We start from the raw sequence: 15,425 nt of genomic DNA on the forward strand, positions 1-15,425 counted from the left end.
CATGACGGCCGCCGAAGCTCTCGGACTTGCCATGCTCGTCGGTATGGTCTTCGTCATTTTCATCGGTTTCCCGATTTCCTTCACGTTGCTGTTTCTCGCCCTTGTTTTTGGTGGCATTGGCCTCGGGTGGGAACAGACTTTCAATCTCGGCTACCTGCAGATCTGGGGCACGATGAAAGACGAGATCTTTCCCGCCGTGCCGCTGTTCATCTTCATGGGTTACATGACCGAACAGGCCGGACTCATGGAGCGGCTGTTCGTGGCTTTGCGCAGCGTTCTCGCGCCGGTGCGCGGATCGCTCTATCTGGCCGTAATTCTAACGGCGACTATTTTTGCGATGGCGACCGGCATCGTGGGCGCCGCGGTGACCGTGCTCGGCATCATGGCCGGATCGATGATGATCAAAACCGGTTATGACGCGCGGCTGTCAGCGGGTGCAATCGCCGCCGGCGGTACGCTCGGCATTCTGGTCCCTCCGAGCATAATGCTGGTAGTCATGGGCCCGGTCATGGGCGTGCCCGTCAATCTTCTCTATTCAGCGGCGTTCGGCCCGGGCTTTCTGCTCGCTGGCTGTTATATTGCCTATACGCTCGTCCGCAGCTTGATCAATCCGAAGCTCGGTCCAGCGATGACCATGGAGGAGCGCACAGCCACCTATGACGCGATGACCACGGAAAAGGTAGGCGCTCCCGTGATCGGATTGGGCCTCGTGTGCCTGGTCGCAATAGCGTATTTGCTGCTCGATTGGTTGCTGAGCCAGGCGCGTGCACCGCGTCTGTCGCTTGCGATCGGTCCGTTTAGTCTATCGGCGGTCGCTTCGTTGTTAGCGATTCTGACGGTTTATCCCTACTTCCGGAACGCCTACTTCCGCGCCGTCGTGCTCGGCGTTGCGCCTCTGAGCGCGCTGATCGGATTTACCCTCGGAACAATCGTCGGTGGAGTCGCCACGCCGACCGAGGCAGCCTCGTGCGGGGCTTTCGGCGCAGTCCTCCTTGCACTCTGTTACGGCCGGCTCAGCATGCCATCGATCACCAACGCGGCCATCGGCACGATGGTGACCTCGGCCATGGTGCTGTTTCTGGCGGTGGCCTCGACGGTGTTTGGCGCTGTCTTCACCAAGCTAGGGACGGCGAACTTGATTACCAATTATCTGCTCGCCCTTCCGCTGAGTGACTGGTGGAAGCTGGCGTTGATCATGGCGATCTTTTTCGTCCTCGGCTGGCCCTTCGAATGGCCCGTGATCATCCTGGTCTTTCTTCCGATCGTTTTGCCGGTGGTCGAAAAGCTTCAGTTCGGCTTGAACAAGCTCGACCTGCTGATCTGGTTTGGCGCACTGACCGCCGTCAATATGCAGACGTCGTATTTGAGCCCGCCCGTTGCAATGTCGGCGTACTACCTGCGGAACGTCGTGCCGCAATGGAGCTTGGGCACGATTTACCGGGGCATGTCCGACTATATGGTGATTCAGGTCGTAGTTCTGGCGCTGCTGCTGTTGTTCCCGCAAATCGCATTGTGGTTGCCGAACATTGTCAGGTAAGCCGCGATCCGCTGCTTATCCATCTCATGAAGGGCGGCCGAGGCCGCCCTTCCAGCTATGTCCTCCCTTCGCGAGAGCATGATCCGACAAGGCGGGTACCGTTTGTCCCGGGACAAACGCGGAGCGTTTGCCCGGAGACCATGCTCAATCAAAAACCTGGAGCGCGATGGCGATTCAAATCCAATCCCATCGCGTTCAAGGTCGTCTCATTCTTTGACGGGCCAATAATGGTCCGCCTGCAATGCGTAGGACGGGAACATGAAGCGCTTGGCGGGCACGACCTTGGCGGCATAGGCCTTCTGAGATTCGTAGACTTTCTTGAAGAAGGGGTTCTTCGCCGCCTCCGCCGCGGCAAATTCGTCCCACGTCTTGAGGAAGGCCTGATTGACCTCGGGCGGCGTCGTCAGGAGCTTCACGCCGTGCTTCTCCTTGAACTCCGCGATCGCGTCCGCGTTCTGTCGCTGGAAGCTAGCCCACCAGCGCAGGAACGTCTCTGTCGTGGCCGACTTGATGGCCTCCTGGTTCTGCGGCGGCAGGCTGTCCCACACGTCCTTGTTGATTGCGATCTCGGCGACAGAGGCGCTCTCATGCATGCCGGGTGTGTAGTGGTATTTCCAGACCGTATGCAGGCCGAGTCGCAGGTCCTCGATGCCGCCGACCCACTCGGCACAATCGATCGTGCCGCGCTCGCCGGCGGGCAGGATCTCGCCGCCCGGCATGTTGACGACCGCCATCCCCATCTTGGCATAGAGCTGCGAGACGATGCCGGTCTGCCGGCACTTCATTCCCCTGAAGTCGGGCAGGTCCTTGATTGGACGCTTGAACCAGCCGAGCGCTTGCGGGCTCGGCGGAATGCTTGGAAACGCCACCAGATTGAGCTTGAGCTCCTTCTGATAGAACTCGTTCCACAGATCGAGGCCGCCGCCCTCGTAAACCCATCCGATGAAGTCGACGGCATCCATGCCGAAAATGCCGGCCGGCGTATTGGCGAACAGGGTTGCGGCGACGTTCTTGCCGTACCACCAGTAGGAGATGCCATAGGCACCGTCGATCACCTTCTTGTGCGCGCCATCGAGGATTTCGAAGGGCGGAACGACCGCGCCGCCCGGCAGCGCCTCGATCTTGAGATTGCCGCCGGTCAATTTGTCGACGCGCTCGGCAAAAAACTTCAGAGCATCGTGCGTGGTGGACGATGGCGGAACCGCCGATTGTATCTTGAGAACTCGTGGCTGTTGGGCGAGCGCTGTGCCTGCGAACGCAAATGTGGCAGAGGTTGCTGCGACCAGAGCAACCTTCCTAAGCGAAATCATTTTCATCGGATGTCTCCCTCCCTTTTGCTTCTTGCTCCCTTTTGGCAGAGTGCGGGCGAGCCAGGGGGCGGCCAGCACCGGCATAGCCTACAGCGACGAAGTGCTGTCAGCCAGTGCGGCCCTCTGGAGTTCGTTAGCTGCCAGTAAGATGAACCCTCAGGCCGTCAGAGCAGCCATCGAGCCACCCCGGTTCGCGATTAGACCGGACAGCCGCTCGTGGTGGTAAAACGGCCCTCTGGGCAGCGGTGAAGCTGTTAGATTGGTGGGCTGGACAACTTGATGGCTGGCGGGGCGAGCAAAAATGCGACCGACACAAGTTGTTGGATTCGCGCGGTTATTTTGGGGCGGGCGGCTCCTGGCGGTCATTGATGCCGCTCGCAGCGCACTCGACGCGATCCGTGCCTGGTACGGATCACTTGCTGCAGGCCTCGGCCGACGCTCGCTTGTAGGTATTTATCTTGTCATCCCTGGCCAGCACACACGCATACTTGTCGCGCGCTTCCAGCCACCAGCGGGCTGCGGTCAAAATCGCCAAAGCGCTCGACGAGGCGCAAGCCACCTGATGCTATTAGCAACGGCATCTCTTGCGGAAAGATGTTGCGCATCTGCAAAGGCGTTTTCCAGAAATCTTTCTTTTCCGATGTCGACCAATACCAATCCACGTGACTGATTTGGGTGAGAGGTTCGTACCTGAGAGTTTCCTCGACGATTATCTTGCCTTCAGTGTCATGGACGATCGCTCCGACCAGTTGACGCCTGTCGGGACCGCTGCTGAGCATGGCCACATTCGGGAAGAAAGCGTCGAACACAAGCCTGCCCTCTGGTGATAGGTGCCGTGCCACTGATTGAAAAAAGCCGCTGAAATCGTCCGGGCTGTGCAGGTGCAGAATCGAATTCACGGCAACAATGATGGTGTCGAAGGTGCATCCCTTAAGGTCGAAATGGCGCATGTCCAACTGCACCAAATCGAGCTGGACCGCCTGGGCCTCGGCGGAACGTCGCGCACGTTCGAGCATCTTGGCGGATAGATCGCCTCCGGTCACGTGTAGGCCTGATCGGGCCAGCGGAATGGTGAGACGACCGCTTCCACACGCGAGATCGAGGACGCTACCACCGCGTTCGTGAGCCGTCTCGACGTAGAAGCGTTCCACGGCCGGATCACGGGGCGCCATCAAGTCGTACAGATCAGGGCGATCGTAGAGGCCGTTCTGTTCCATGAAATGCTCGCGTTGATCCGCATAAGGCTTAGGCGCTAATGAGTCCGCCCCTCAGTTCACCAGCCGCACCGTGCCGGCGTCGCTGACGTCGTAGCCGCCGAGCTCGCCTGCGCGATCGCGGAAGCTCGACCCGCGCATGAACTCGAACAGCGCCTGCGGTCCCTTCATGAAATAGTCGCGCTGCCGCATCACGAGATCAAAACGTTCCCAGGTGACGGGGAGGAAATCGAGTCCTGCCGATTTCGCCACGCTTCGCGTCGCGATGCCGCAATCGATGCGGCCGGCGCGGATGGCTTGCGCGATATCGGGTCCGGTGGGGAAGGCGGGTTTTGCCAGTTTCAGATCGTCGAGCGCAATGCCCGCGCGCGCCAGCAGCGCGAGCAGCAGCAGTTGCGAGCCGGCGCCGGGCGGGCGTTGCGCCATGCGTGCGCGTGATGTCGCGATCGAGGCCATGTCGCTTAGGTCAAGCGGATTGCCTGAGGCGACCAGAATGCCCTGCTCGCGCCGCGCAAAGCCGAGCACGACCGCATCGTGCAAGCCCGGCGCATCGGCGACCGCCTCGACATTGGCTCTCTCGTCGTCGCCGTCGAGCCGGTGCAGATGGATCGCCGCGACCATCACCTCGCCACGCGTCAGCCGACGCAGGCCTTCCTCGCTGCCTTCGGCCAGGCTGGCGAGGCCGGAATTGCTCTCACGTAAGCCCCATTCCAGCAGCGGATCGTGGCTGCCGCCGACGATCGGCGGCGCGACCTGTGCCAGGCCAGCAGGCGCAATGAGTCCGGCGGACACCCAGCGGTCCAGCGCCGTGCGCGGAAATAGCCACCGCCCGGTCACCTTGCTGCAGGGCACTTCGCGGTTCGCCACCAGCTCGTAGAGCTTGCGCTCGGAGAGGCGGAGATAATCGGCCGCTTCGTCTGTCGTGAGGAGCTCCGGCATCGGCACCAATATGCATTGGAGTGCAAATACTACAGAAATTGACCATATCGTTGCTATCTGCGCAAGATGCCCTGCGCTAGTGGGATTACAAATGCCAGACGGCCCGTCCGCCCTTCAACTTGTCCTCAGCGGCGATCCCGCGCTGTTCGCGATCGTGCGGCTGTCGCTCTATGTCAGCCTATCAGCGGTGGCGCTGGCCGCGCTGATCGGTATTCCCTTGGGCGCCTGGATCGCACTGACGAGATTTCCCGGCCGCCAGGGCTTCATTGTCCTGCTCAACGCCTTGATGGGCCTGCCGCCGGTCGTTGTCGGCCTCGCGGTGTATCTCGCGCTGTCGCGCTCCGGGCCGCTCGGCGCGTTTGGCTTGTTGTTCACCCCGAGCGCCATGATCGTCGCGCAGACCGTGCTGGTCGCACCCATCATCGCCGCGCTGACGCGGCAGACCATCGAGGATCTCTGGCTCGAATACCGCGACGAACTCACCGCGATGAACCTCGGGCCCCTCGGCCGCGTCATGGCGCTGATCTGGGACGCGCGCTTCAGCCTGGTCACGGCGCTGCTCGCCGGCTTCGGCCGCGCAGCCGCTGAGGTCGGCGCCATCATTATCGTCGGCGGCAACATCGAAGGCTTCACCCGCACGATGACGACGGCGATTGCGCTGGAAACTTCCAGAGGCGACCTGCCGCTCGCGGTCGGCCTCGGCCTCGTGCTGATTTCGATCGTGATCGCGGTCAACGCGCTGGCCTGGAGCGTGCGCCGCGCCGGCGAGCGATCGGCGGGATGATCATGCGCGCGCCTTCGAGCGAACTGCCGATTGAATTCGATCGCGTGACGGTTACGGCCGGTGGGATCACGATCCTCGACGACGTCGCGCTCACGCTGGCGCCGGGCCCGCCCACGGTATTGATCGGCCCCAACGGCTCGGGAAAATCGACGATGCTGCGCCTGGCGATGGGGCTGCTGGCACCTTCGCGCGGGCGCATCACCTGGGGCGGGCTCCAACATGTCCCGCCGCTGAAGCGCGCGATCGTGTTTCAGCGCCCGGCGATGCTTCGGCGCAGCGCCGCCGCCAATCTCCGTTTTGCGCTGCGCGCCGCCGGTATCCCGCACGCGGAGCATGCGCGACGCGTCGCCGAGTTGCTCGAACTGGTCGGCTTGCATGCGCTCGCCGACCGCGCGGCGCGAAGGCTCTCCGGCGGCGAGCAGCAGCGGCTGGCGCTGGCACGCGCGCTGGCGCGCGATCCCTCGGTGCTGTTTTTGGACGAGCCGACCGCGAGCCTCGACCCCATCGCCACCAAGGCGGTGGAAGACATCATCCGCACTGTAAGCGAGCGCAACATCAAGGTCGTGATGGCGACCCACGATCTCGGCGAAGCGCGCAGGCTCGCCGGCGAAATCGTCATGCTTCACCGCGGTCGTATTGTCGAAACCGGTGCAGCCGCATCGTTCTTCGACGCGCCGCAAACCGCCGAGGCGAGGGCGTTCCTCGCCGGCGAACTATTGATTTAGCGCATGATCCGGAAAAGTGGTTACCGGTTTTCCGAAAAGATCGTGCGCAAACTAAAGAAGGAAAATAAATGAGCATGCTCACCCGCCGTTTGCTGATTGCGGCGACCGCCAGCCTGGTTTTCGCAAGCCACGCCGTCGCGCAGGATAAATCGATCGTGGTGGCCTCGACCACCTCGACGCAGGATTCCGGCCTGTTCGCTCACATCCTGCCGATGTTCAAGGCCAGGAACGGCATCGACGTAAAAGTGGTGGCGCAAGGTACGGGACAAGCGCTCGATACCGGCCGCCGCGGCGATGCCGACGTCGTGTTCGTCCACGCCAAACCTGCGGAAGAAAAATTCGTGTCCGAGGGTTTTGGCGTCAGGCGCCATCCCGTGATGTACAACGACTTCATCCTGATCGGTCCGAAGAGTGACCCGGCCGGCATCAAGGGCTCGAAAGACATCGTTGCGGCGCTCTCCGCGATCAAGGCGAAGGGAGCCGATTTCATCTCGCGCGGCGACAAGTCCGGCACCCATCAGGCGGAGCTCAATCTCTGGAAGATCGCCGGCATCGACATCGCAAAGGACAAGGGTCCCTGGTACAAGGAGATCGGGCAGGGCATGGGCGCTGCGCTCAACACCGCGTCCGCCTCCAACGCCTATGTGCTCGCCGATCGCGGCACCTGGTTGTCGTTCAAGAATCGCGGCGACCTCGGAATTGCCGCCGAAGGCGACAAGCGCCTGTTCAACCAGTACGGCATCATGCTGGTGAATCCGGAGAAACATCCGAGCGTCAAGAAGGATCTCGGCCAACAATTCATCGACTGGCTGATATCATCAGAGGGCCAGAAGGCGATCGCCGGTTACAAGATCAACGGCGAGCAGTTGTTCTACCCCAACGCCAGCGATTCCGGCGCGTGATGTGCAGTAGCGATCAGTCCAGCGCAATGATCACGGTTCGCTTGCAGTCGGCGGCGTTTCGTCAGGCTTGATCGCTGGAACCCTGATCAGGCGATAGATCGGCACCCACGCAGTGTCCCAGTTCTCGAGCGTAGCGCCGCAAGCCGTGCACTCAAAACTGTCGATCTCGCGCGAGGCCGCCATCGCCTCCGTGCGGTGGTAGATCGCGCCACATCTGCAATGTCGCTGATTTCCGGTCACCGACGATGCTTAAGCCCCGGCGCGAAGCCGTACAACGCTACTCTCGTCGAAGGAACCGCCGTTCATATTCATGAATGTTTGTTTAAGGACCTGTAACAGTCTTAATGTCGCAGACGGAACGTGATCGCGGCGGGGTGATTAGACTCGATAGAGTCGACACAATCACTGGAGTTCGATGATGAAGAAACTAGCCATCGTGTTTGCCGTTGGTGCTGCTGCGCTGATCGGCGGTTCCGCCGCCAACGCCGCCGACAATGCGGTAAAGGCGAAACCTGCGACGGATACTGTGCAGTCTTCCACTGACTTCAGCGCCCATCGCCGCCACTGGCGTCATCGGCACTGGGGTTACCACCGGCACCATCGCCCGTACTACGATAGCTACGGCTACTACGCGCCGCGCCGGTACGGGTACTACGGCGGTCCCCGCTATTACGGCGGCGGTCCCGGCGTAACCTTCAGCTTCGGCACCGGCCGCTGGTAAGACAGCCGGCGAGAAAAAAGCCCGCAGCAATGCGGGCTTTTTTGCGTGCCAACCGGCGGGTCGATCTGGGCCTACAATTCCCGCGATGCTTTCGATGACTTTGTCCGGCTGCCGCTGCCGGCGGCCGACGCAAAACGGGTGGCGGATTGCTTGCCGGGCTTCCGTGTCACAGCCTTTGCTGCCAGCCGGGTTACCCGGGCATGCGCATTCCGGAACGCCGTACGTACGGCCCTTGCGGTTCGGCTTGCAACAACTCGCCGCTTTTTGAGAGCCGCGTGGCTCTCTTCGGCAACTTCAGCCTTTAGCAACATTCCGCTGATGGAAGGCGACAGATCGACCGGAATTTCGGCGATCTGGTCTTCCTTCGACAGGCCACCGACGCCTTCGCACGGCGCCTTGTCCGGCAGGTCCGTCGGCATGTGAACAGTGTTGTTTGCGTCCGTCCAGGCCTCGGCCTTGTTGCCGGTGATGATCTTGACGTAAGCGCGCGTTTCCTTCGGCAACGCGCCGCGCCGCGATAGCCACTTCTCGATCCTGCCGCCGCCCGCATTGTAGGCTGCGGCCGCAAGCCCGAGATTTCCGAACTGATTATAAAGCTTGCGAAGAAATCTTGCCGACGCAGGAATCGCCTGCAGCGGATCGAAAGGGTCTTTCAAGCCCATTTCGACCGCCGTCCGCGGCATGAATTGCGCAATGCCCTGCGCGCCTGCCGAACTGACCTCCGCCGCTTTAAACCTGCTTTCCTGCCAGAGCAGGCGCACGAGAAACCCGATCGGAACATCGTGTTCCTCAGCGGCACTTCTGACCGCTTCACAGATCGGGTTCGCTGGCGCGGCCTCCTGCTTTATCGAGACGACCGCATGAGCTGCGGAATCGGCTGTCGTTGCCGACTGGTACGGCATCGTGACGACGTTTGTTGCGTCAGGTTCTTGCGAATGCTCAACCGACGCGGTCACAGTTCCTGTGTGAGAATTCGATGTCGTGGCGGGTTCCGATTGCGCTTTGGCGAAAACGAAAGATGGTTCCATCCATACTGACTTGATTCCGGAACTTTCAAAATCCACCGCGACTACGAACACAGCAATCACGGCGGCGAAAAGATATCGCATCAACTTCCATCCATTTGTGTGAAGGCCGGTCGGATAGAAGTTGGATGTGGAGATTTCGCGGATGAACTACGGCAGAGCAGTGTTCTTTGTGGCCGTAATTCTACCGAGGGGAACTTTCAAAAATGCGCGTTCCCGGGCCGGTCGCCTACATAGCTCTTTACGCCGCGTTGTACGCGGCGTTCGGCGTGGCATCGCCGTTCTGGCCGAAATTTTTTGAAACCAGGGCGCTCACGTTCGAGCAGATCGGCTTGATACTGGCGGCTGCGTTGCTGGCGCGTCTTGTCGCCGGTCCACTCGTCGGGATGTTTGCAGACTTCCTGCAATCGTTGCGCCTCGTGCTCGCATTCTGCGCCGCCCTGGCAGCAGCAACGGCTGCGGCGTTGCTGTGGGCCGATGGTTTCTGGCTGTTGCTGCTTCTGGCGCTGGTTCAAGCCGTGGCACTGGCTCCTACGACGTCGATCGCCGATGCGTTGTCAGTCAACGCGGCCAGGCCGCAGATCGGCGGGCGGCCGTTCGAATATGGCTGGATTCGCGGTTCGGCATCGGCGGCTTTCGTCTGCGGTACGCTGATCATCGGGCAACTCATCACGTCCACTGATCTGACGCGTGTGGTCTGGCTGAACGCAGCGCTGCTTGTCGCTGCCGCTGGGGCAACCGCGCTGGTACCCAAGGTTTCAGCTCCATCGGCGCCGCATACCGGCGTATCGCAGCTTGCGGGCGAGGTTCGTGGACTCCTTGGAATCGCGCGATTCCGGATCCTGATCCTCGTCTCGGCTCTGATCTATGGCAGCCACGCCATGCATGACGCCTTTGCGGTGATCCGGTGGAGCAATGCCGGAATAGACACTTCCGTCATAAGCGTCTTGTGGTCGGAGGCCGTCGCCGCAGAAGTCATCGTATTCTTTCTGATCGGACCGGCCTTGCTCAACCGGCTCGGCGCGCGTGGTGCGGCGGCGTTGGCGGCAGCAGCCGGAATCATCCGCTGGTCGGTTGCGGGGACGACGACTTCCGTTATGGCGCTCGCGATGGTGCAGCCGCTGCACGGATTGACGTTCGCGCTGCTGCATCTTTCTTGCATGCGGTTGATGGCAACTCTTGTCCCCGCCAGAATGGCCGCAACGGCTCAAGCAATCTACGCGTTTGGTTCAGGCGTGGTAACGGCCGCACTGACGCTGCTTTCGGGGCTTTTCTATGCCAAGTATGGCGGAGGGGCGTTCGTTGCGATGGCGGTGCTCTGCGGCCTCGCGTTGCCGCTCGCCTGGTTTGGCTTTACCAATGCTCGGGATATCTCTGCCCGCGTACGCTGAGTTGCGGTAGAATCCGCGTCGCGAAAACCAGGTCGATCTCTCTCAAAGGTTTGCCAATTGGTCTCGGAAAGCGATCTAGACGCTACTCTCGATGCCGTCAGGGCCGGCGCTGCCGGGCCGGCTGAGGGCATTTTTGGCCCGGCGTCGATGACGTGGCGGATCGACAGGGAAGCCGTGATCTTTCTGGGAGCCGGGCGCGCCTTGCTGCTTCAACTTGCGCATCCCTGGGTCGCGACCGCCATTGCCGAGCACTCGCGCACCTTTACCGATCCGGTCGGCCGCTTTCATCGAACCTTTGAGCTGATGTTTACAATGGTGTTCGGTTCGCTTGATGGCGCGACTGCCGCGGCCCGGCGTCTGCATCGGCGGCACGCGATGATCTCCGGCGCGTTACCCGAGGCGAGCGGTCGCTTCGCCCAAGGTTCATCCTACAATGCCAACGACATCGCCGCGTTGCGCTGGGTTCACGCCACCCTCGTCGAAACTGCTGCCATCGCGCACGATCTCGTCTTGCCTCCGCTGTCGCCCGAACAGCGCGAGCAATATTGGGCCGAAAGCCGGCTGTTCGGCGCATTGTTCGGGCTGAGGCTCGAGGACCTGCCGGCGGATTGGTCATCCTTCGCCGACTACAACGCCGCGATGGCTCAATCGGATACCTTGTCCGTCAGCACTGCGGCGCGTGACGTGGCCCACCACATCTTGACCGGCGCACGTCCGTGGTTGCGGCCGCCGCGCTGGTACGTAGCCCTGAGCGCACAGATGTTGCCCGAGCGGCTGCGAACAGGCTTCGGCCTCGATCTCGACGAACGCGATCAGAGAGCCGCGGATCGCGCGCTCAAGTGGATACGCCGCCTATATCCGCACCTGCCGACTCGCCTCCGCTACGTCGGCCCCTATCACGAAGCGCAGGCGCGGCTGCAGGGAAAGCCGCGGCTCGAGCTGGCTACCCGGTGGCTCAATCGGGCGTGGACCGGACGACCGCGGCTGGATGATCGTCGGGAGAGGTGAGGCCGATGGGCATCGGCCTGTCATTTGCGGTAAGAGATCTACCCGCAGAAGATTCTTGAAACGAACCTTGCAGAACCGGATTTTTGATATTGATGGACGAGGACGACCCGAGCGACGAAATTTCGCGGATCGAAGCGCGGCTCGAGGAGCTGGCCGAGGTCGCCGAGCGGTGCCGCAAGATCACGCTGGTCTCGAAGTCGGTGATCGCGCTCGGCGCCGGATTGATGCTCGTCACGATGCTTGGCCTGCTCGGGTCCAATCAGGTCGCCGCCCTCGGCTCGATTGCCGCGGTGCTGGGCGGCATCGTGTCGCTCGGCTCGAACGTCAGTACTTTGCGGCAGACCATGGCCGCCATCAGCGAAGCCGAGGCGCTTCGTTCCGATCTGATCGGCAGGATCGACCTTCGCGTGGTCGGCGACGAGGTCGCAATCAAGCCGCCAGCGTAAACGCCTCGTGCACGGACGACTGGACCGCGCCGCCCGTCACCGCGCCTCCGCCCGCAACGTAGATGGTATCGCCGATCGTCGTGGCGCCGACCGCGTGCCGCGGTGTCAGCATCGGCGCATGAGATTGCCAGGTATTGGTCTTCGGATCGTAACTCTCCATCTGACCGAATACGACGCCTTGCGAGATCTGGCCTCTGTCCTGCACGCCGTATTCGCCGCCCATCGCGAACAAGCGGTCGCGGTAGACGACGAGGCCGTGGCCCGACCGCGCCGTAGGCAGCGGCGCGCGCTCCTTCCAGGTGTCTGATACGGGCAGATAAACGTGGTGAAGGTCGGTGTTGTATTCGAAGGTGTTGAAGCGGCCGCCGATGATGTGGATCATGCCGTTATAGGCGACCGCGCCGACATGGTCGCGCGCGGCGGGGAGCGCTTTCCGGATTTCCCACTTGTCGGTTTGCGGGTCATAGACCTCATGCCAGCCGACGCTGGCGCGCTCGTTGGTGGGGGCGCCGGCGCCACCGATCAGATGGATCTTGCCATCAAGCGCCACCGCTGCGGCCGCCCCGCGCGGGCGTGACAATGGCGCGATGGTCGTCCACTTGTCGGACGCCACCTCGTAGAAAAACGCATTCGGGTCGGGATTGCGGTTCTGCTCGATGAATCCACCGAGCGCGTAGACGCGCCCTGCATCCGCCACGACCGCAACATGGTTGGCGCCGCGCGGCAAAGGCGCAGCGTTGAACCATCGATCTTCCTTCGGATCGTAAACATGATGATAGGTGCGGTCGACACGGCCTTCGCCATAGCCGCCGACAATATGCATGCGCCCCGCCCAGGCTGTGGCCCAGGCCATTTCGCTTCGCGGCAGCGGCAACGCCGCCTTTGGTGTCCAGAGCCCCTGCGGGCCCTTCGGCGCCGGACTGTCCACCTTCCGCTGGGCAATCTGCTCGGTGGTGAGGTGATGCGGCGTGCCGCCCTGAAGCCGGGCGAACGGATCGGAGGAGGGCGCTGCTTCAGGCAGCGCTGTGCCTAGCGGCGTGCCATGGCCCGCATGCTGGGCGAGCGCCGGCGCGCAACCGATTGTCGCGCCGGCAGCCACGGCAACGAAAGCTCTCCTGTTCAGACGCGGCAGATCGGATGTCGACGACATGAGAGCACCTCAGCTAAAGTTGCTGGATCATTCAATGGTTGTAACAAAGGCGAGCGCGGTCAAGACAACAAAGCCGGGAACTGTCGCGCCGATGCACTCAATTGCAGGTGATGCTTGACGGGACTTGGCTGACGGGACTTGGCATGACGGGATGACCCGGATCCTGCTTTGACAGGTTCGCGCTGACCTGATCCATTTCCAGAATCGGAAGTGACGAGGCATTCAACGACGAAGCACCCAACACCAGTTAAGGAGTCGGCCCATGAAAGAACGGGAACTTCGAGACCTGATTGCAGACGTCAAGACCGGCCGGCTGTCGCGGCGGGCCTTTGTCCAGCGAATGATCGCGGTCGGCCTTTCGGCGCCGATGGCCGGGATGATGCTGAGCCAGTCTGGGGTCGCGATGGCCGCGACCGCGCTTCCTTACAAGCCGACCAAGGCTGGCGGTGGCGGCGTGCTGAAACTGATGTATTGGCAGGCCATCACCCTGCTCAATCCCCATTTCGCGGTCGGCACCAAGGATCAGGAAGGCTCCCGGATCTTCTACGAGCCGCTGGCCGGATGGGATGGCGACGGCAATCTGGTTCCGATCCTCGCAGCCGAGGTTCCGAGCAAGGAGAATGATGGATTGTCCGAGGACGGCCGCTCGGTGGTCTGGAAGCTGAAACGCGGCGTCAACTGGCATGACGGCATGCCGTTCACGGCCGACGATGTCGTCTTCACCTGGGAATATGCCAAAACACCGGAGACCGCGGCGGTCTCGATTGCCAACTACAAGGACATTACGGTCGAGAAGATCGACGACTTCACCGTCCGCCTCACCTTTGCCAAGCCGACGCCGTTCTGGGCCGATGCCTTCGTCGGCAATTACGGCATGATCATCCCGAAGCATCTGTTCAAGGATTACGTCGGCGCCAAGTCGCGCGAGGCGCCGAATAATCTGAAGCCGGTCGGCACCGGCCCTTATCAGTTCGTGGATTTCAAGCCGGGCGACATGCTTCGCGCCAGGATCAACCCCAACTACCACTTCGCCAACCGGCCGCATTTCGATGAGGTGGAGGTCAAGGGCGGCGGAGACGCGGTATCGGCGGCGCGCGCGGTGCTGCAGACCGGCGAATATGACTATGCCTGGAACATGCAGGTCGAAGACGAGATCCTGCTGAGGCTGGAGGCTGTCGGAAAGGGCAAGGTGAGCATCACCCCGTCAGGCAATGTCGAATTCATCCAGCTCAACTCGACTGATCCAGCGGTCGAGGTCGATGGCGAGCGCGCCAGCATAAAGACCAAGCATCCGCTGTTCAGCGATCCGGCTGTGCGCCAGGCCATCAATCTATTGATCGATCGTGCGTCGATCGAGAAACACATCTATGGCCGCACGGCGCTGGCCACCGCGAATTTCCTCAACAATCCAGAACGTTTCCGGTCGAAAAACACCAAGTTCGAGTTCAACATCGAGAAGGCCAACCAGATCCTCGAGACCGCCGGCTGGAAAAAGGGCGGCGACGGCATTCGTGCCAAGGACGGCAAGCGGCTGAAGTTCGTGTTCCAGACCTCGATCAATGCGCCCAGGCAGAAGACCCAGGCCATTGTCAAGCAGGCGTGCCAAAAAGCGGGCATCGACGTCGAACTGAAGTCGGTGGTGGGATCGGTGTTCTTCTCCTCCGACGCCGCCAATCCCGACACCTACACGCATTTTTATTGCGACGCGCAGATGTACAACACCACCATGCCGCAGGCCGATCCGCAGTTCTTCATGAACCAGTACACATCGTGGCAGGTGGCGAACAAGGAAAACAAGTGGCAGGGGCGCAACGTCTCGCGCTGGCAAAGCAAGGAATATGACGAGATCTACAAGCAGGTCGAACGGGAGCTCGACGCGGTGAAGCGCGCGGCGCTGTTCATCAAGCTCAACGATCTCGTCGTGTCGGACAACTACATCCAACCCATCGTCTCCCGCACCCGGGTCGCCGCGCTCGGCGGCACGCTGACCGCGCATATCTCGGGCTGGGACAACGATCTGTGGCAGCTCGCGAGCTGGTATCGGGAGGCGTGAGGGCGGAACATCGGATGTGCCGGTGTAGAGAATTACGGGCTCCTAAATCGCAGATGATGCCAAAGGCGTGATGCGCCAGTGCACTGCCGCCGTAATGCTGACGGCGTGCCATGGCTCGCATGCTGGGCCGGCGCCGGCGCGCAACCGACTGTCGCGCCGGCAGCCGCGGCAATGAACGCTCTCCTGTTCAGGCGCGGCAGATGGCTGTTGAGTTGCAGGT

15 protein-coding genes are annotated in these 15,425 nt (G+C 61.7%); 9 read left to right on the plus strand and 6 right to left on the minus strand.

All coding sequences use genetic code 11. The features are described from left to right. Nucleotide 1 precedes the first annotated feature (1 nt). Complete coding sequence (locus KJQ96_RS05530; protein WP_213285678.1) at nucleotides 2–1,537, plus strand: TRAP transporter large permease subunit; 1,536 nt, start codon at nucleotides 2–4, stop codon at nucleotides 1,535–1,537. Nucleotides 1,538–1,743: 206 nt separating this feature from the next. Here the strand turns inward: KJQ96_RS05530 and KJQ96_RS05535 are convergent, their stop codons facing one another. From KJQ96_RS05535 to KJQ96_RS05545, 3 genes are all read right to left on the minus strand, one after another. Next, nucleotides 1,744–2,853: a TRAP transporter substrate-binding protein gene (locus KJQ96_RS05535; protein ID WP_213285679.1), complete on the minus strand. Its 1,110-nt coding sequence runs from the start codon at nucleotides 2,851–2,853 to the stop codon at nucleotides 1,744–1,746. A gap of 455 nt (nucleotides 2,854–3,308) precedes the next feature. Then, complete coding sequence (locus KJQ96_RS05540; protein WP_213285680.1) at nucleotides 3,309–4,064, minus strand: bifunctional 2-polyprenyl-6-hydroxyphenol methylase/3-demethylubiquinol 3-O-methyltransferase UbiG; 756 nt, start codon at nucleotides 4,062–4,064, stop codon at nucleotides 3,309–3,311. 51 nt (nucleotides 4,065–4,115) lie between these two features. Continuing rightward, complete coding sequence (locus KJQ96_RS05545; protein ID WP_213285681.1) at nucleotides 4,116–5,000, minus strand: helix-turn-helix transcriptional regulator; 885 nt, start codon at nucleotides 4,998–5,000, stop codon at nucleotides 4,116–4,118. 91 nt (nucleotides 5,001–5,091) lie between these two features. Between KJQ96_RS05545 and KJQ96_RS05550 the strand changes: the two genes are divergently transcribed. From KJQ96_RS05550 to KJQ96_RS05560, 3 genes are all read left to right on the plus strand, one after another. Next, nucleotides 5,092–5,784 carry an ABC transporter permease gene (locus KJQ96_RS05550; protein WP_213285682.1) on the plus strand — a complete coding sequence of 231 codons (693 nt, stop codon included), beginning with the start codon at nucleotides 5,092–5,094 and terminating at the stop codon, nucleotides 5,782–5,784. Between the two features lie 2 nt (nucleotides 5,785–5,786). Beyond that, on the plus strand, nucleotides 5,787–6,509 hold the full coding sequence (locus KJQ96_RS05555; RefSeq protein ID WP_213285683.1) for an energy-coupling factor ABC transporter ATP-binding protein: 723 nt from the start codon (nucleotides 5,787–5,789) through the stop codon (nucleotides 6,507–6,509). A gap of 74 nt (nucleotides 6,510–6,583) precedes the next feature. Next, on the plus strand, nucleotides 6,584–7,411 hold the full coding sequence (locus KJQ96_RS05560) for an extracellular solute-binding protein (RefSeq protein ID WP_249733800.1): 828 nt from the start codon (nucleotides 6,584–6,586) through the stop codon (nucleotides 7,409–7,411). 30 nt (nucleotides 7,412–7,441) lie between these two features. On the opposite strand, the gene KJQ96_RS05565 is transcribed toward KJQ96_RS05560, so the two are convergent. Beyond that, nucleotides 7,442–7,651 carry a hypothetical protein gene (locus tag KJQ96_RS05565; RefSeq protein WP_213285685.1) on the minus strand — a complete coding sequence of 70 codons (210 nt, stop codon included), beginning with the start codon at nucleotides 7,649–7,651 and terminating at the stop codon, nucleotides 7,442–7,444. 178 nt (nucleotides 7,652–7,829) lie between these two features. Here KJQ96_RS05565 and KJQ96_RS05570 point away from each other — a divergent pair, with 178 nt between their 5' ends. Continuing rightward, nucleotides 7,830–8,132 (plus strand): hypothetical protein, encoded by a 303-nt coding sequence (locus KJQ96_RS05570; RefSeq protein ID WP_213285686.1) that lies wholly within the window; start codon nucleotides 7,830–7,832, stop codon nucleotides 8,130–8,132. 71 nt (nucleotides 8,133–8,203) lie between these two features. On the opposite strand, the gene KJQ96_RS05575 is transcribed toward KJQ96_RS05570, so the two are convergent. Next, on the minus strand, nucleotides 8,204–9,034 hold the full coding sequence (locus tag KJQ96_RS05575) for a lytic transglycosylase domain-containing protein (protein ID WP_213285687.1): 831 nt from the start codon (nucleotides 9,032–9,034) through the stop codon (nucleotides 8,204–8,206). Between the two features lie 329 nt (nucleotides 9,035–9,363). Here KJQ96_RS05575 and KJQ96_RS05580 point away from each other — a divergent pair, with 329 nt between their 5' ends. From KJQ96_RS05580 to KJQ96_RS05590, 3 genes are all read left to right on the plus strand, one after another. Next, a complete protein-coding gene (locus KJQ96_RS05580; RefSeq protein ID WP_213285688.1) occupies nucleotides 9,364–10,548 on the plus strand; it encodes an MFS transporter in 1,185 nt (394 codons plus the stop codon). A gap of 57 nt (nucleotides 10,549–10,605) precedes the next feature. Beyond that, the gene (locus tag KJQ96_RS05585; RefSeq protein WP_213285689.1) at nucleotides 10,606–11,556 is read left to right on the plus strand and encodes an oxygenase MpaB family protein; all 951 of its coding nucleotides are present in this window, start codon (nucleotides 10,606–10,608) and stop codon (nucleotides 11,554–11,556) included. 92 nt (nucleotides 11,557–11,648) lie between these two features. Continuing rightward, on the plus strand, nucleotides 11,649–12,002 hold the full coding sequence (locus KJQ96_RS05590) for a hypothetical protein (RefSeq protein ID WP_213285690.1): 354 nt from the start codon (nucleotides 11,649–11,651) through the stop codon (nucleotides 12,000–12,002). On the opposite strand, the gene KJQ96_RS05595 is transcribed toward KJQ96_RS05590, so the two are convergent. Beyond that, nucleotides 11,986–13,152, minus strand: a complete 1,167-nt coding sequence (locus tag KJQ96_RS05595) for a kelch repeat-containing protein (RefSeq protein WP_213285691.1) — start codon at nucleotides 13,150–13,152, stop codon at nucleotides 11,986–11,988. The two genes, KJQ96_RS05590 and KJQ96_RS05595, sit on opposite strands and share 17 nt — an antisense overlap. A 262-nt stretch (nucleotides 13,153–13,414) precedes the next feature. Between KJQ96_RS05595 and KJQ96_RS05600 the strand changes: the two genes are divergently transcribed. After that, nucleotides 13,415–15,205, plus strand: a complete 1,791-nt coding sequence (locus tag KJQ96_RS05600; RefSeq protein ID WP_213285692.1) for a peptide ABC transporter substrate-binding protein — start codon at nucleotides 13,415–13,417, stop codon at nucleotides 15,203–15,205. Nucleotides 15,206–15,425: the final 220 nt, after the last annotated feature.

Source organism: Bradyrhizobium sp. sGM-13 (genome assembly GCF_018398875.1).
Lineage (GTDB): Bacteria > Pseudomonadota > Alphaproteobacteria > Rhizobiales > Xanthobacteraceae > Bradyrhizobium.

Excerpts from the sequence above, each read along its gene's own strand:
- KJQ96_RS05530 (WP_213285678.1), top strand. The coding sequence starts at position 2 with ATGACGGCCGCCGAAGCTCTCGGACTTGCCATGCTCGTCGGTATGGTC.
- KJQ96_RS05535 (WP_213285679.1), bottom strand. The coding sequence starts at position 2,853 with ATGAAAATGATTTCGCTTAGGAAGGTTGCTCTGGTCGCAGCAACCTCT.
- KJQ96_RS05540 (WP_213285680.1), bottom strand. The coding sequence starts at position 4,064 with ATGGAACAGAACGGCCTCTACGATCGCCCTGATCTGTACGACTTGATG.
- KJQ96_RS05545 (WP_213285681.1), bottom strand. The coding sequence starts at position 5,000 with ATGCCGGAGCTCCTCACGACAGACGAAGCGGCCGATTATCTCCGCCTC.
- KJQ96_RS05550 (WP_213285682.1), top strand. The coding sequence starts at position 5,092 with ATGCCAGACGGCCCGTCCGCCCTTCAACTTGTCCTCAGCGGCGATCCC.
- KJQ96_RS05555 (WP_213285683.1), top strand. The coding sequence starts at position 5,787 with ATGCGCGCGCCTTCGAGCGAACTGCCGATTGAATTCGATCGCGTGACG.
- KJQ96_RS05560 (WP_249733800.1), top strand. The coding sequence starts at position 6,584 with ATGCTCACCCGCCGTTTGCTGATTGCGGCGACCGCCAGCCTGGTTTTC.
- KJQ96_RS05570 (WP_213285686.1), top strand. The coding sequence starts at position 7,830 with ATGAAGAAACTAGCCATCGTGTTTGCCGTTGGTGCTGCTGCGCTGATC.
- KJQ96_RS05575 (WP_213285687.1), bottom strand. The coding sequence starts at position 9,034 with ATGCCGTACCAGTCGGCAACGACAGCCGATTCCGCAGCTCATGCGGTC.
- KJQ96_RS05580 (WP_213285688.1), top strand. The coding sequence starts at position 9,364 with ATGCGCGTTCCCGGGCCGGTCGCCTACATAGCTCTTTACGCCGCGTTG.
- KJQ96_RS05590 (WP_213285690.1), top strand. The coding sequence starts at position 11,649 with ATGGACGAGGACGACCCGAGCGACGAAATTTCGCGGATCGAAGCGCGG.
- KJQ96_RS05595 (WP_213285691.1), bottom strand. The coding sequence starts at position 13,152 with ATGTCGTCGACATCCGATCTGCCGCGTCTGAACAGGAGAGCTTTCGTT.
- KJQ96_RS05600 (WP_213285692.1), top strand. The coding sequence starts at position 13,415 with ATGAAAGAACGGGAACTTCGAGACCTGATTGCAGACGTCAAGACCGGC.